Source organism: Actinoplanes sp. NPDC051859 (genome assembly GCF_044452725.1).
GTDB lineage: Bacteria > Actinomycetota > Actinomycetes > Mycobacteriales > Micromonosporaceae > Actinoplanes.
In genome coordinates this window covers 564997-579647 of sequence record NZ_JBITBX010000005.1, presented here as the reverse complement: position 1 = coordinate 579647, position 14651 = coordinate 564997, and the positions used below count along the sequence as shown (strand labels likewise).

Here is a 14651-nt window from a genome sequence, read left to right as displayed (position 1 = left end):
CACGATGGCGCAGCGCACGGTGGCAGACCTGCTCGTGCAGCGGCTTGCGGAATGGGGTGTCGAGCGGGTCTTCGGCTATTCCGGGGACGGCATCGACCCGGTGCTCGGCGCGCTGCGGCAGGCTGGCCGCCCCGAGTTCGTGCAGGCCCGGCACGAGGAAGCGGCGGCGTTCATGGCCGTCGCGCAGGCGAAGTATTCCGACGGGCCAGGAGTGTGTCTCGCCACGCAGGGGCCGGGCGGGGTGCACCTGCTCAATGGCCTCTACGACGCGAAGCTCGACAGCCAGCCGGTGGTCGCCATCGTCGGGCAGCAGACATCGTCGGTGCTGGGCAGCGCCTATCAGCAGGAAATCGATCTGGGTCGGCTCTTCGCCGACGTGTGTGCGCAGTTTGTGCAGGTAGCAGCCGTTCCGGAGCAGCTGCCGATGCTCATTGACCGGGCGTTTCGGACAGCGCTTGCCACCCGCAGCCCGACCTATGTGATCCTGCCGCACGACGTGCAGACCGCTCCGGCGCCGGACCCGACAGCGCACGAGCACGGGATCATGATCACGAGTCCGGGCCTGCGGCCCGCCCGGGTGCTGCCCTGCGCCGAGGACATCCGCGCAGCCGCCGACGTGCTCGAAGCCGGTCAGCGGGTGGCGATCATGATCGGCCAGGGCGCGTACGGCGCCGCCGCGGAAATCGTGGAACTCGCCGACCGGCTCGGTGCCGGCGTGACCGCTTCCCTGCTGGGCAAGCCGGTGCTCGACGAACGGTTGCCGTACCACACCGGGGTGATGGGGCATCTGGGCACGACGGCCAGCGCCGACCTGCTCAAGGAGTGCGACACGCTGCTGCTGGTCGGCACGAACGACCCGTGGACCGAGTTCTATCCGGCGCCCGGGCAGGCCCGGGCCGTTCAGATCGACATCGATGGCCGGCGGCTGGGTGTCCGGTATCCCATTGAGGTGCCGTTGCTCGGTGACGCCGCGGAGACCGTACGCGCGCTGCTGGCCGAAGTGCGGCCCACCACCAACCGCACGTGGCGGGCGCGGGTCGAGGAACGGGTGCGGGACTGGCACGAGATCGCCGGGGCCCGGGCCGCCGCGTCGGCCGAACCCCTCAACCCGCAGTACGTGGTGCGCGCGCTGGCCGGGCGGCTGCCAGGCAACGCGCAGGTCGCTGTGGACGTGGGCTCGGTCGTCTACTGGTACGCCCGGCACTTGCGGCTGCCGCCCGGCGTACCCGCGCACCTGTCCAGCACGCTGGCGTCCATGGGGTGTGGCATCCCGTACGGTATCGCCGCGAAACTGGCCGCCCCCGACCGGCCGGTGGTAGTGCTCACCGGGGACGGCGCCATGCAGATGAGCGGGCTGGCCGAGCTGGTGACGGTGGCCGCCCGTTGGCGAGACTGGGCTGATCCGCGGTTTGTGGTGTGTGTGCTCGACAACCGGGATCTCGCCGAGGTCAGCTGGGAGCAGCGGGAGACTGAGGGCGAGCCGCGCTTTGCCGCTTCGCAGCGCCTACCGGGGGTGCCGTACGCGCATTACGCCGAGCTGCTCGGCCTGCGCGGCATCCGGGTCACGACACCCCGCGACCTGGACGCCGCGTGGGAGACCGCTCTGTCGGCCGATCGCCCGGTCGTCGTCGATGCGGTGGTTGACCCGGCGATTCCTCTCGTGCCGCCAGGCCAGCAGTCCGGCACGGTCGCCGCCATGTATGCCGGACTCGCCGCTGAGGACGGCCCTCTTGCCCGCCGCGCTGAAGCGTATCTGCGCCGCGAACGCACCAACGAGGGATATCACGACCCGTCCGCGCCGCCGGATTGATGTCCGGTTCGGTGCGGCGTGGTGAGGTCGATGCGCCAGCTGTGCCGGCCGTTGCTGTCGACGAGTTCGACGTGGCTGATCTCGACCGGCCCGCGTTGCCGGGGCAGGCCGTGCCCGCCGGGTGCACTGTCGTCGCGGGTGATCGTGGTGATCTCGTCCCAGGCGGGCGGGCCGAGTCCGGGCGTACCCGGCAAAGCGGTGTCCCATTCCGCAGGGAGGTCGCGCAGCACCGCCTGGAACGCCCCGTCCGCGTCATCGACAGGGTCGAGGGGGCAGAGGTGCCGGGCCACGTCAGCGGCCAGCCCGTCCCGCCGACGGAGCACGTCCGCACAGGCCGGCGTGGTGGCGATCCGGTGCAGGGTGCTGTCTTCGTCGCAGAAGAGCACGAGCCGGCCGAGAAAACCTCGGGCGGGCTGGCCGGGTGTGAGCGGCAGCGGCTCCGGTCGCAGCAACCACCCGTGCTCCTGCACCACGGCCTCCACCATGCGCCGGGGATCCGCCGCTGTGGGATCGGCCAGCAGCCCGGCAACGGCCCGCCGGACCGGCTCCCGGGCGAGCACTTCGCCGAGACCCGCAGGGGAGGACTCGGGCGGGTACGGGCTGGCAGCGAACCGATGCACCAGCACCGGACCGGTCGAGTCTGCGATTCCCGCCGGCGGCAGCCGGGCGGCGACCGCGGCGAGCAGCGCTTCGCGCCGGCCTTCGGGGCCGAGTGGGGCGACGGACCAGCCCTCGCCGAGTTCCAGGTTGGCCGGGTCCGGGCCGAACGGATCGTGGGCGAGCGCGAGGCGGGGCGCCGTGGCGCCGCCGGCCGCACCGTCCACCTCGGCGCTGATCTCGGCGATGGGGCGAATCAGCGACCGGACGATCTGCTCGTGCACTGTGGGCAGCTCCCGGTCGGTCACTGCGGCGAGGAAGAACGGCCAGAGCAGGAACGGCACCGGCGCCCCGGTGACCAGCCGGCGCCATTCGGGTGCGGAGTCCGGCAGGGTGCCGGAGAGTGTCACGCCGGGGGGGATCCGTTCGGACCGCCAGAACTCGTCGGTGTCGAGGCCGTGACCTTGCACCGTACGGTGCAGCAGCAGCCAGCCCGCGGCAGAGCCGTGCGGCAACCAGACGAACCTCGTCGTGACGGTTCTTGACTCGCTGTCCCGGCTCATTCGGCCTCCCAGTCAGGAGTGCGACACCGAAAGCAACTTAGCGCCGCAGCGCGGCGCCGTCACCGGGCGCGCGGGATCGGTCTTTTCCGATCTTCGCCGGCCGGAGTCTCGGCCGCGGACCGGTTTCCGTTCTAGGCTGTTAGGGGCCAGCAGTTTCCTTGCGGACCCTGGAGGGCCGATGCGCATCAGCGACATCCTGCGTGACAAGGGCGACGGAGTCGTCACCGTGACCCCCGACCTCACCGTTCAGGACCTGCTTGCCACCCTCGCGGAGCATCGGATCGGTGCGGCCGTGGTTTCCGCCGACGGTGTCAACGTCGAGGGCATTGTCAGTGAGCGGGACATTGTCCGGAAGCTGGCCGAGCGCGGTGCCGCCGTGCTGGGCGAGCCCGTGTCAGCCATCCACACCGCCCAGGTGCGCACGGTGGCGCCGGACGCCGACGTGGCCGAAGTGGAGCAGCTGATGACCGAGCGTCGGTTTCGGCACGTCCCGGTGGTCGCGGACGGTCGCCTCGCGGGCATTGTCAGCATCGGCGACGTGGTGAAGAAGCGCATTACCGAGCTGGAAGTGCAGACCTCTGCGCTCAGCGATTACATCACCGGCGAACGGGTCTGAACGGCGCCGACCGGCATAGGTTAGGCGGATGGAATATCGTCAGCTCGGCCGTTCCGGCTTGCGCGTCTCCGTCCTGACCATGGGCACCATGACCTTCGGCGGCAAGGGTGGCTTCGCCGCCGTCGGGGCCACCGACGTCGCCGAGGCACGGCGGCAGGTCGACCAGTGTCTCGACGCCGGGGTCAACCTCATCGATACCGCCGATGTCTATTCCGACGGCCTGTCCGAGGAGATTGTCGGCGAGGTGCTGGCGGGTCGTCGCGACGACGTCCTGGTCGCCACCAAAGTGCGGATGCCGATGGGGGCTGGCCCGAACGATGCTGGTCTGTCCCGCCACCACGTCGTCGCCGGGTGTGAGGCCAGCCTGCGCCGGCTGCGGACCGACTGCATCGACCTTTACCAGGTGCACGAGTGGGACGGGCAGACCCCGCTCGAGGAGACCCTGGAAGCGCTTGACCTCCTGGTTCGGCAGGGCAAGGTGCGCTATGTCGGCGCCTCGAACTATGCCGGCTGGCAGCTGATGAAGGCGCTCGGCGTCGCCGACCGCACCGGCACGCCGCGGTTCGTGAGCGAGCAGATCTACTACTCACTGCAGGCCCGCGACGCTGAATATGAGCTGATCCCGGCGGCCGTCGATCAGGGGCTCGGTGTGCTGGTGTGGAGCCCGCTCGCTGGCGGCCTGTTGTCCGGGAAATACCGGCGTTCAGTGGCCGCGCCAGCCGGTTCGCGCCAGCTCACCGATTGGAATGAACCGCCCGTGTACGACCAGGAGCGCCTCTACGACACCGTTGAGCTGCTGGTCGCCATCGGTGCCGACCGGGGAGTCTCCGCAGCCCAGGTAGCGCTGGCCTACCTGCTCGGGCGGCCCGCAGTCACCTCGCTGATCATCGGGGCGCGGACGCGGGAGCAGCTCGCCGACAACCTCGCCGCGGCGGAGTTGCGCCTCAGCGACCAGGAGCGGGCCCGACTCGACGAGGTGAGCGCGCCGGCGTTGCTCTATCCGTACTGGCATCAGGCGAAGACGGCGCGCGATCGGCTTTCCCCGGCGGATCTCACGCTGCTCGGACCACACCTGTAACGCTGCTTCCCGGCCGCGGCTCGGCGTCAGAGCGGGCCGCGGTCCAGGAAGACGAAGGTGGTGGCCCCGGTCGGGGCGTCGCCGGCTTCCTGCACGATGATCTTCTGGTCCTGCTCGGACCAGTGCACCACGCCGTACGCCCGGCTGAGGATGGCGTACGTCGGGTTGCCGTCGGTGTCTTTCGCGCCGGTGGCGCTGACCTCGAACACTGTCGCGTCGGTTTGGTGGCAGGGCGCGGTCACCAGGATCGCGTCGATTCCGGGATTGATGCGGACCCCCAGACAGTGGTCGGGGTGATCCTGGGACAGCCACTTGATCTGGTAGTCGACGCCGAACGGTTCGAGCGCGAACTGGGTCTCGTCCTCGGCGTCGAGCTCGCCGATGGCGCTGGTGACCTCGGCTGACCCGCCGCCGGGGTAGATGTAGATGTTGTCGTCGAGCTCGGACAGGTGGATGACGGCTTTGCGCCCGCCGGCGAAGAAGCCTTGCACCCGCGATGGTCGGGTTGCGGCCTCTTTGGCCGGCGCGGACGGCGTCGCCGAGGGGGCGAGTGCGGCGGTAACCGGCACCTCCGGAGTCACCGCTCGGTCTTCGGCCAGGGCGTTCGCCGTCAGGCCGGCTCCCGCGAGCAGGGCTAGCACCGCGGCGGCCAGCGCGATCCGGCCGATCGGGCGCGCCGGCAGCAGCGCGCGGCGCCGACCGGGGGAGCGGTGGGAATGCTGTGCCGAAGGGGTCGGCACTGTCGGCGGGGGCACAGCGGCGGCGACAGGACCGCCTTCGACCAGGGCGTCGAGGAGTTGGCGGGCGGTCGGCCGGTCGGCCGGGTCCTTGGCGAGGGCGTGTTCCACCAGGTCGCGCAGCGTGCCGGTAACGCCGTCCAGGTCCGGCGGCCGGGTCAGGATGCGCATGGCGGTGGCGGGCGGCGTTTCGCCGGCGAACGGCGTACGCCCGGCGGCGGCGTGTGCGATGAGCACGCCCCAGGCGAAGATGTCCGCCGGGGTGCCGACATCGTTGTCGGACTCGAAGCGTTCCGGCGCCATGTACGCGAGGGTGCCGACCACCTGGTGGGTGGCCGTGTGGTGGCCGGTGACGTCGAGCGGCCGGGCGATGCCGAAGTCGATGACCTTGATGCCGCCGGGTGGGAGCAGCACGTTCGCCGGTTTGAGGTCGCGGTGGATCACGCCGGCGCCGTGGATCGCGGTGAGCGCGGTGGCCGTGCCGATGGCGAGCGTGTGCAGGGCGGCGCCGGCTAGGTTGCCGCTCTCGGCGAGGATGGTGTCGAGGCTGGGCCCGTTGACGTACTCGACCACCAGGTACGGCGGGTCGTGGTCGGGGTCGGCGTCGAGCACCTCGGCGGTGCTGAACGGAGGCACCTGCTGGGCGCGGCTGACCTCGCTGCGGAACCGGCGCCGGAATTCCGGGTCGTGGGCGTACTCGTGGCGGATGACCTTGAGGGCGACGGGGCGACCGTCGGGACCTTCGCCGAGGAAGACGGTGCCCATGCCGCCTTGGCCGAGGCGGGCGAGCAGCTGATATCGACCGAGTTGGCGAGGATCGCCGGGCAGCAACGGCAGGGCCATCCGACTCTCCTTTCCACCAGTGGTACGGCACGCGACCAGGCACCTTACCTCGATTTCACACTGGGCGCCCCGGCTCAACGGTCAGGTGGACCGGGCACCGGGAAGCCCGTCACTTCAGGTGCCCAGCTCGCCACTCACAGGAGCGAGTCGGGTGCGGAGCAACCGTGGTTCTCACACCTGGAGAGGCGGTGCCGATCGGCGATGCACCAAGGGCGAAGAGGGAAGGTGGTGCCCGCTATGTGGCGGCATGCGCTCGTCCTGCTCTTCGGCCTGTCCGCCCTGGTCGCCCTCGCGGTCGCCGTCGAAAGCTGGCGCCGCCGCTCGCAGACCGCCGCTATCCGGGCTGTCGTCCTCATCGGCGGCGGCACAGTGGTGTGGGCAGTCGCTGACCTGTGCGGTGTGCTGACCACCGATCCTGCGCTGACGGTGCTCGCCAAGGCGGCAATCTTTCCCGGCGTGTGTGCGGTCACGGTGGGTGTCTACTGCCTGTGCCGGGCTGTGGTGGATCGTGGTTGGCGGGTGTCGTACCGCGCGGTGGCCCTGCTCTCGATCGAGCCCGCCCTGGTCCTGCTCGCCGTCGGCACGAACCCTTGGCATCACCTGTTCGTGCAGGCAGACGCGCGGGTCGGGGCGATGGACGGCCTGCCGGTGCCGGTCTTCGGCCCCATGTTCTACGTGCACGCCGTCTACTCGAACATTCTGCTTGTCGTCTCGCTGGTCCGCCTGATCGCCGCGCGGCGGCAGGCTCCGCTCGCCCACCGGCGGGTCCTGGGGCTGGTGCTGACCGTCGTCATCCCGCCGGCGTTGATCAACGCGGCCGTGAACCTGTCGCCGGTGCCGATCGTGGATCCGACGGTGGTGGCGTTCTCCTTCTCCGCGGCACTGCTGCTGTGGGGACTGGTCCGGCGCCTCTTCGCTGACCTGGTCCCGGTCGCGCACGCCCGCATCCTGAACACCATCGAGGACGCGGTCACCGTCGTCGACCTGGGTGGCCGAGTGCTGGACTTCAACCCGGCGGCCGAACACCTCGCCCGGCGCCTCGTCACCGAGCTGCCTGACTCGCTGGTCGGCGTTCCGGTGGCGATGCTGCTGGGTCACCTCACCCTGACCGACACCAGCGCCGAGCACGACATCGTCAACGCGCACCACCGCGGCATCGACCTGAACGTCCGGGTCAGCGTGCTCGACGACGGCCGCGGCGGGCACCTGGGCTGGACCCTCGTCGTGCGCGACACCACCGAGGTCAACCGGCAGCGCGCCGCGCTGGAGGCCGCCAACGAGCAGCTCCGCGGCCAACTGCACACCATCGAACTGCTTCGTGCCGACCTTGCCGAGCAGGCGGTCCGGGACACCCTCACCGGCCTGCACAACCGTCGCTACCTGATGGCGGCCCTGCACCGCGAGGTGTCCCTGCAGCACCGGGGGTTCACCCTGGTCCTGATCGACATCGACCACTTCAAGCGGGTCAACGACACCTACGGCCATGCGGTCGGCGACGAGGTGCTCAACCACGTGGCCGGCATGCTGGCCGACGAGATGCGCCACGACGACATCGTGTCGCGGCACGGCGGCGAAGAATTCGTGCTGCTGCTCTTCGGCGCCGACCCGGCCCGCGCCCGTACGCGCATCGAGTCGCTGCGCGAACGGCTCGCGGCTACGCCCGTGCTGGTGGGCGACACCCTGGTGCCGGTGACGTTCAGTGCGGGCCTGACCGGCTTCACCGGCGTGGGCACACCCAACTCCCTGCTCGCCGAGGCCGACGAAGCGCTCTACCGCGCCAAGCACAACGGCCGCAACCGCCTCGAGCTCGCGAGCTCGGCGGCGACGCTGTCTCCGGCCGCTGGCTGAGCGGCTCGCCGGCTAGGGGCGATCGGCGGGTCGGTCCCCGCCGTCGCAGTGGTCGTCGTCGACCGGCGGGCGGTCGCCCAGCAGGTCAAGGAGGTCCGGCCCGGTGTGCCCGACGTCCATCGACTTACCGACGAGACCCAGCTGGGTCGCGCAGTCGCGGCCGTAGCCCTTCACCATGCGGTCGGCGCGGGTCGGATGGCCGCACCGTGGGCACTTGCGCATCGGCGCGGGCGCTCGGCCGGTTGTCATGATCCCCAGTATGGCCGCGGCGTCGGCGTTTCAGGCGGAACCGGCCTGCGTGGATCCGGGCGGCCGTGGCCAGTCGGTGGAGTCCGTCGCCGCGTCGGTCCCGGCTGGCTGCTCTTCGTTCGCTGGCAGTTCTTCGCTGGTGTCCGGCTGCTGCTGGCTGCGGGCTTTCCCGCGGGATCGCAGCCACGCGACGGCGCCGACGATCGCGGCGACCAGGACGAGGGCGGCTTTGAGGCCGGACTTGGTGAATGCCAGGTAGGACAGTCCCCGGACCACGCCGCCGATCCACCACTGCACATCCGTGAGGCGATCCCAGTCGTACCGGGGCTCCCAGCCCACGATCCACCAGCCCAGCGCCAGGATCGCGAGACCGGCGACGCCGGCCAGCAGGCCGGCTGCCGCGAGCTGCCGGGGGCGTGCGTTCTGTGTCGTGCTCATGATCTTCACGGTACGGGCGGTGCGCAGTCCTGCCATCCGGCCACGGGCCGAGACTGCTGTCTATCCAAAGGTGGGCATGCGCCGGGATCACCACGGGTGGGCGATCCCGGCGCACCTGCCAAGGCAGCGGCGGATCAGTGCAGTGGGCGGATCAGTGCAGCGGGCGGATCAGTGCAGCGGGCGCAGCGTGCCGCAAGCCGCCGGTGCGGTGGCCTCCATGGGCAGCTTCGGGTCGAGATCGCTCTTGACGGAGCCGTCGTAGACGCCGCTGCCGTTGCGGTCCACGCCGTGCACGACGATGACCGCGTTGCGGTGCTTGATAGCCATTGCGGTGTGCGCGTCGACCTTGATGGTGCGCTTGTAGACGACAGTGCCGCTCTTCGGAGCGGGGAACCGGTCGATGGCGAGGCCGCTGGCGGGGCTGGTGTCGCCGCGGGTGGTCAGGGAGGCTGCGATGTGACCGTAGAACGGGTGGCCCTCGGTCACGCTGACGAAGCCGTCGTGGTTGGTGTCGGCCTTGGCGGTGGGGCACTTGCCCTTGGTGCCCGCGTGGATGTGCATGGCGTGCGGTGCGCTGCGGAGAAGTCCCTTGACCACCACGGAGACCGTCACCTTCTTGCCGTTCACGCGTGCGGTCGCTACGCCGTACGCATGGGAGCGGTTGAGCTGCCGCAGCTGGGCCGCAGCGACAATTTTGTGGTTGGCGTGGCCGGCGGAGCTGCCGGTGCCGGGGTGGTCGTGGGCGAGTGCGGGCTGACCCCAGCCAGCCGTGCCGGCGGCGGTGATGAGCAGGGCGGTGCCGATCTTGAGTGCTGTTCTCACGATCTTTCCCCCGAAAGACGTAGAGGTAGATGCGGCTTTTGCGCGCATCTGTCCAGTAGTTCGGGGCTGCTGAGAGCGCGGATTGGTCAGGGTTGCGAGCGACTGTTGCGGTGCAGGGTGGTGAGGCTGCGGCCGCGGACCAGGGCCTGCCGCCGGCCGATCTCGCGACCGTCCGAAGTGACTTCGATGCCGTCGACCTCGTACCAGTTGTCGTTGTCGTACTGCACCGGGCGGTTCCAGTCGACGTGCTCGACCCGCATCCGCAGCGGGCCTGCGCCGAAGCGGTAGTCGGATTCGGGGAAGAGGCTGACCGGGCCCGCTGGGCCGCGATTCCTGTCCATCCACCGCTCCTCGGTGTCACCACACCCGCCGTGGGCGCCCCGTTGTCCTGCGTCGCCAGGGAAGGCGACGGTGCCTCGTGGCCCGGGCACGCGCCCAAGCATGACCAGGCGCGAGCGCTGATGCAAGGGCTCCTGCACGTGCATATGCACATTGCGCTGGAAACGGAAGGTTCGGCGGTCGGGCCTACCCCGATCGGCGGACAACCCCTCCGCTGATCAGCGGCCCAGCTCATCGAGCAGGCCGCGCAACACGGCCGGTGTGCGGTCGGGCGGTTCCGCCTGCACGCACGCCCGCTCCATCGTCTCGGCGTAGTGGTCCACGTCGTACGGCTTGTCGAGGTAGAGCGCGCTGGTCAGGTGTTCGAGGTAGACCAGATCGGGCAGCTCCGGCTCACTGAACCGCAGGATCGTGAAGGGCAATCCGGCGGCGGCCTGCGCGGCCGACTGGAACGGCGAGATCTGGATCCGTACGTTGGGCAGATCGGCTGCCTTGATCAACGCCTCGAGTTGTCCTCGCATGATCGCCCGGCCGCCAACCTGTCGGCGCAGCACGGCCTCGTCCAGCACCGTCCACAGTTGCGGCGGCCGCTCCCGCTGGAGCACCCGTTGCCGCCCCAGCCGCAGCGCGACCCGTCGGTCCACCTCGGTGGCGGTCGCTCCGGTGTGCCCGTGGGCGATCACGGCGCGCGCGTAGTCGCCGGTCTGCAGTAGTCCCGGAACCACCTGCGCCTCGTACGACCGGATCAGCGTCGCCGCCTCCTCGAGGCCCAGGTAGGACAGGAACCAGGGTGGGGCGACGTCGGCGAACTCCTGCCACCACCCCGGCGCGCTGGCCTGGTGCACGAGCGCCAGCAGGTCGCCGCGTTCGTGCTCCGGCACGCCGTAGAGGGTGAGCAGGTCAGCGACGTCGCGTTCCTTGAAGGGGACCCGGCCCAGCTCCATCCGGCTGATCTTCGACTCGGAGGCCCGGATTTCCCAGCCGGCCGCTTCGCGGGTGATGTCCTGGCGCTTGCGCAGCCGGCGCAGTCGAGCACCCAGCCGGATGCGTACGGCGACCGGCCCGGTGCCGCCACCCGGTTCCGGTGCGCCCATCCGCTCCACCCCGTTCAGTCGACGGTCCGTTCGCTACGGACTTTAACCGGATGCACGTGCATCCAAACGTGCACCTTCACTGGACGATGCGCAGTCATTCGCACGATCCTAGTGGTCGTCCGCGCCTCAGCCACATCTTTCACCCGATCAACGAGTGCAATAAATTGACGCCCATGGATGAAATGCGGGCGCGGCAAGGCTTCGGCCAAGGGTCGGGGCTGTTCCGGCGGAAGCCGGTCGAGGACATCGGCGACGAGCGGGACACGGATCTCTCCCGGTCGCTCGGCCTGTGGCAACTCACCGCCATCGGCATCGGCGGGATCATCGGTGCCGGAATCTTCGCGCTGGCCGGGGCGGTCGCCAACGAGACGGCCGGGCCGGCGGTCCTGATCTCGTTCCTGCTGGCCGGGGTCGCCAGCGCCGCCGCCGCACTGTCCTACGCCGAGTTCGCCGGCATGATTCCGAAAGCCGGCTCCGCCTATACGTACGGCTATGTCGTGCTGGGCGAGATCGTCGGCTGGTTCATCGGCTGGGATCTGCTCCTCGAATACACCGCCATCGTGTCCGTGGTGGCGATCGGCATCTCCGGCTACTTCTCGTTCCTCATGGCCGAGCTGGGCGTCGACCTGCCGGCCTGGATGCTGGGTGCGCCCGGGACCGGGGACGGGCACGTGGTGGACCTGTTCGCGGTGCTGCTGTGCCTGCTGATCGCGTACCTCCTGAACCGGGGGATTCGCGCCGCGGCGCGCTTCGAGACCGCGGTGGTGGCGCTCAAGATCGCGGTGGTCCTGCTGGTCGTCGCGGTCGGCGTCTTCTACATCCGTACGGAGAACTACCAGCCCTTCTTCCCGTTCGGGGTCAGCGGGGCGATCACGGGTGCCGCCACCGTGTTCTTCGCGGTGTTCGGCTACGACGCCATGAGCACGGCAGCCGAAGAATCCCAAGACGCTCGCCGGCATCTCCCCAAGGCGATCGTCTATTCGCTGCTGGTGTCGATGGTGCTCTACGTGGCAGCGACGCTGGTGCTCACCGGCATGCAGAACTACTCAGACATCGACCCGGAGAGCGGCTTCGCCTCGGCCTTCGCCGCCGTCGGGCTGTCCGGGCTGGCCGACGTCATCGCGGTCGGTGCGATCGTCGGCATCCTCACCGTCATGTTCACGTTCATGCTGGGCGTCACCCGGGTCTGGTACGCCATGAGCCGCGACGGCCTGCTGCCCGGCTGGTTCGCCCGCCTGCACCCGGTGCGCCGGGTCCCGAGCCGGGTGACCTGGATCGTCGGCGCAGCCTCCGCCATCATTGCCGGTTTCCTGCCGATCCGGGAGGCGGCCGAGCTCACCAACATCGGCATCCTGCTGGCCTTCGTCGTGGTCTGCATCGCGGTGATCGTGCTGCGCTACCGACGCCCCGACCTGCCGCGCTCGTTCCGGCTGCCGTGGATGCCGGTCATTCCGGCGCTCGGGGTGTTCTTCTCGCTCTGGTTGATCACCTTCCTCGCGCCGGTCACCTGGCTGCGCTTCGGACTCTGGTTCCTGCTGGGCCTCGTCATCTATCTGGCCTACAGCCGCCGGCACTCACACCTCAACGGCCGGGCGGACTAGTCAGCCCACCCGGCGAGCACCGCGTCCACGTCGACGCGGTCCCGTTCCGGGTCGGGCGCCGGCCGCGGGACAGCGGCCGGCGTCCGGCCGAAGCGCGGCGCCGGAGCGGGCTGCACCTCGCCGCCGACCTCGGTGAAGGTGCCGCGGGCCACGTTGTGCGGGTGCGCGGGTGCTTCCGCGGGGGCCAGCACGGGTGTCACGCACGCGTCCACCTCGTCGAAGATCGCGGTCCACTCGGCCCGGGTCCGCTGGGCGAATCGGTCGGCGAAGATCTGCCGCAACTTCTCGGCATTCGCCGGATCGTTGCGGTCCGGCAACGTGTCGCCGTCCAGGCCCAGACCCAGCACCAGCTGGGCGTAGAAGGCCGGCTCCAGCGCACCCACGGCCATGAACAAACCATCGGCTGTCGCGTACGTGTCGTAGCAGGGCGACCCGCCATCCAGCATGTTCGTCCCGCGAGGCCCGGACCACATTCCCGCGCCACGCATGCCGTGCAGGAAGGCGGTCAGCAGCGCCGAACCGTCCACCATCGCCGCGTCGACCACCTGTCCCGCCCCGGAGCGTTGGCGTTCGAGCAGGGCGGCGAGCACACCCACCGCCAACAGCATGCCGCCGCCAGCGAAGTCGCCGAGCAGATTCAGCGGGGCGTGCGGGGCCTGCCCGGCTCGGCCGAGGGGTTCCAGAGCGCCGGACAACGCGATGTAGTCGATGTCGTGTCCGGCGCGCTGGGCCAGGGGCCCGGACTGACCCCAGCCGGTCATCCGGGCGTACACCAGCCTCGGGTTGCGCGCCAGGCAGACGTCGGGGCCGAAGCCGAGGCGCTCGGCGACGCCCGGCCGGTACGCCTCCACGAGCACGTCGGCGTGCGCGGCCAGCCGTAGCAGCTCGGCGACGCCCGTGGGTGACTTCAGGTCGAGCGCCGTGGTGCGGCGACTGCGCTGCAGCGGGCCGCCGGTCGGCGGGGCCGGTGCGACGCGCGGGCCGGGTCGGTCGACGCGCACGATATCGGCGCCCAGATCGGCGAGCATCATGCACCCGAACGGCGCGGGGGCCAGGCTCGCCAGCTCCACCACCCGGACTCCGGCCAGGGGGCCTTGCGCGGGTCCGGTCACGCCGGGTGGCTCGCGGCCGGCTCCACGTGCGCCTCCGGGCCGGGGAACACCAGGACATCGTGGTCGCTGTCGGCCCACCGTACGCGGTAAGGCGGACTGCCGTCCGGATGCGGCACTTCCACGATCACGCCGACCCGCCGCGGGTCGCCGACGTGGATGCCGGCCAGAACGAGCCGATCGCCAACCGATGCGTTCATCGTTCCTCCTGAATGCGGCCCGGGCGGGCCGGTGACCGATGGGTGGGAGCCCCGCGCGGCGCCGGCACGGGCCGGGCTGGCGCTGCGGGGATGACGACGGCGAGTGGGCAGACAGCGGCCAGCAGCAGGCCTCGGGCGGTCCGTCCGACCGGTTCGGCGGTCTCGCCGGCCCGGCTACGCGCCGCGACGACCAGCAGTGCCGCGCCGGCGCTCAGCGCGGTCAGGGCGCGGACCGGGTCGTCATCATGCAGGATTGCCCGTTCGGCCTCGGCGGCCACGTCGGCGGGCAGGTGGTCGTACAGGGAGCAGGTGAGGAGCCGGTCGGCGTCGGCCATCCTGGCGCCGCCGCGCGCACCCGGTCGGGCGCCCCACACGTGGACGACCCGCAGCGGGAGCGACCGGCGGTGGGCCTCGGCGGCGGCACACCGCAGGATCTGGCCGCAGCGGCCGTCGTCATCCACCGCGGCGACCACGGCGGAACCGGGCCGATCCTGCGGTCCGATCCGGACGATGTCGCCGGGCCGGGCCGCCCGGACCTGGTCAAGGGGTGTCTTGGCGGCGTCGCCGGAGCGCGCGCCTGTCGCGGAGAGGCCAGTGGTCATCGTTCACTCCTCGTGGTCGCGCCCTCACCAGTATCGGCCAGTTCGGGGTACCGAGTCCACTTAAGCCGGTGTGCACGGCGGCTTCACCCCTCGTTCACCTCGACG

Annotated in this window: 15 protein-coding genes; 5 read left to right on the top strand and 10 right to left on the bottom strand. The window is 70.6% G+C overall.

The window, feature by feature from the left end:
- The first annotated feature begins 4 nt into the window (after positions 1-4).
- Positions 5-1810, top strand: coding sequence for a thiamine pyrophosphate-requiring protein (locus ACIA1L_RS16710; protein ID WP_396073585.1), 1806 nt, complete (start codon positions 5-7; stop codon positions 1808-1810).
- On the opposite strand, the gene ACIA1L_RS16705 is transcribed toward ACIA1L_RS16710, so the two are convergent.
- The gene (locus ACIA1L_RS16705; RefSeq protein ID WP_396073584.1) at positions 1783-2970 is read right to left on the bottom strand and encodes a hypothetical protein; all 1188 of its coding nucleotides are present in this window, start codon (positions 2968-2970) and stop codon (positions 1783-1785) included. The two genes, ACIA1L_RS16710 and ACIA1L_RS16705, sit on opposite strands and share 28 nt — an antisense overlap.
- Positions 2971-3148: 178 nt before the next feature.
- Here ACIA1L_RS16705 and ACIA1L_RS16700 point away from each other — a divergent pair, with 178 nt between their 5' ends.
- Together ACIA1L_RS16700 and ACIA1L_RS16695 are read left to right on the top strand one after the other, a co-directional pair.
- On the top strand, positions 3149-3586 hold the full coding sequence (locus ACIA1L_RS16700; RefSeq protein WP_396073583.1) for a CBS domain-containing protein: 438 nt from the start codon (positions 3149-3151) through the stop codon (positions 3584-3586).
- Positions 3587-3614: 28 nt separating this feature from the next.
- Complete coding sequence (locus ACIA1L_RS16695) at positions 3615-4664, top strand: aldo/keto reductase (protein WP_396073582.1); 1050 nt, start codon at positions 3615-3617, stop codon at positions 4662-4664.
- Between the two features lie 26 nt (positions 4665-4690).
- Here the strand turns inward: ACIA1L_RS16695 and ACIA1L_RS16690 are convergent, their stop codons facing one another.
- Positions 4691-6244 carry a serine/threonine-protein kinase gene (locus tag ACIA1L_RS16690; RefSeq protein WP_396073581.1) on the bottom strand — a complete coding sequence of 518 codons (1554 nt, stop codon included), beginning with the start codon at positions 6242-6244 and terminating at the stop codon, positions 4691-4693.
- 237 nt (positions 6245-6481) lie between these two features.
- Between ACIA1L_RS16690 and ACIA1L_RS16685 the strand changes: the two genes are divergently transcribed.
- The gene (locus ACIA1L_RS16685; RefSeq protein ID WP_396073580.1) at positions 6482-8092 is read left to right on the top strand and encodes a diguanylate cyclase; all 1611 of its coding nucleotides are present in this window, start codon (positions 6482-6484) and stop codon (positions 8090-8092) included.
- Positions 8093-8104: 12 nt separating this feature from the next.
- Here the strand turns inward: ACIA1L_RS16685 and ACIA1L_RS16680 are convergent, their stop codons facing one another.
- The 5 genes from ACIA1L_RS16680 to ACIA1L_RS16660 all read right to left on the bottom strand — a co-directional run bounded on the left by ACIA1L_RS16680 (position 8105) and on the right by ACIA1L_RS16660 (position 11034).
- On the bottom strand, positions 8105-8341 hold the full coding sequence (locus ACIA1L_RS16680; RefSeq protein WP_396073579.1) for a hypothetical protein: 237 nt from the start codon (positions 8339-8341) through the stop codon (positions 8105-8107).
- 30 nt (positions 8342-8371) lie between these two features.
- Positions 8372-8779, bottom strand: a complete 408-nt coding sequence (locus ACIA1L_RS16675; RefSeq protein WP_396073578.1) for a hypothetical protein — start codon at positions 8777-8779, stop codon at positions 8372-8374.
- A 168-nt stretch (positions 8780-8947) separates the two neighbouring features.
- A complete protein-coding gene (locus tag ACIA1L_RS16670; protein WP_396073577.1) occupies positions 8948-9601 on the bottom strand; it encodes a hypothetical protein in 654 nt (217 codons plus the stop codon).
- Positions 9602-9687: 86 nt separating this feature from the next.
- The gene (locus ACIA1L_RS16665) at positions 9688-9942 is read right to left on the bottom strand and encodes a hypothetical protein (RefSeq protein ID WP_396073576.1); all 255 of its coding nucleotides are present in this window, start codon (positions 9940-9942) and stop codon (positions 9688-9690) included.
- 216 nt (positions 9943-10158) lie between these two features.
- Positions 10159-11034, bottom strand: a complete 876-nt coding sequence (locus tag ACIA1L_RS16660; protein WP_396073575.1) for a helix-turn-helix domain-containing protein — start codon at positions 11032-11034, stop codon at positions 10159-10161.
- 173 nt (positions 11035-11207) lie between these two features.
- On the opposite strand from ACIA1L_RS16660, the gene ACIA1L_RS16655 reads away from it, so the two are divergent.
- The gene (locus ACIA1L_RS16655) at positions 11208-12635 is read left to right on the top strand and encodes an amino acid permease (RefSeq protein ID WP_396073574.1); all 1428 of its coding nucleotides are present in this window, start codon (positions 11208-11210) and stop codon (positions 12633-12635) included.
- Here ACIA1L_RS16655 and ACIA1L_RS16650 read toward each other — a convergent pair.
- From ACIA1L_RS16650 to ACIA1L_RS16640, 3 genes are read right to left on the bottom strand one after another with little or no spacing between them, the layout of a single operon-like run.
- On the bottom strand, positions 12632-13747 hold the full coding sequence (locus ACIA1L_RS16650) for a CaiB/BaiF CoA transferase family protein (RefSeq protein ID WP_396073573.1): 1116 nt from the start codon (positions 13745-13747) through the stop codon (positions 12632-12634). The genes ACIA1L_RS16655 and ACIA1L_RS16650 overlap by 4 nt on opposite strands.
- Entirely contained in the window at positions 13744-13944 is a 201-nt protein-coding gene (locus ACIA1L_RS16645) for a DUF1918 domain-containing protein (RefSeq protein ID WP_396073572.1), read from the bottom strand. The genes ACIA1L_RS16650 and ACIA1L_RS16645 overlap by 4 nt, the downstream gene beginning before the upstream one ends.
- Positions 13941-14546, bottom strand: coding sequence for a universal stress protein (locus ACIA1L_RS16640; protein WP_396073571.1), 606 nt, complete (start codon positions 14544-14546; stop codon positions 13941-13943). The genes ACIA1L_RS16645 and ACIA1L_RS16640 overlap by 4 nt, the downstream gene beginning before the upstream one ends.
- Between the last annotated feature and the right edge of the window lie 105 nt (positions 14547-14651).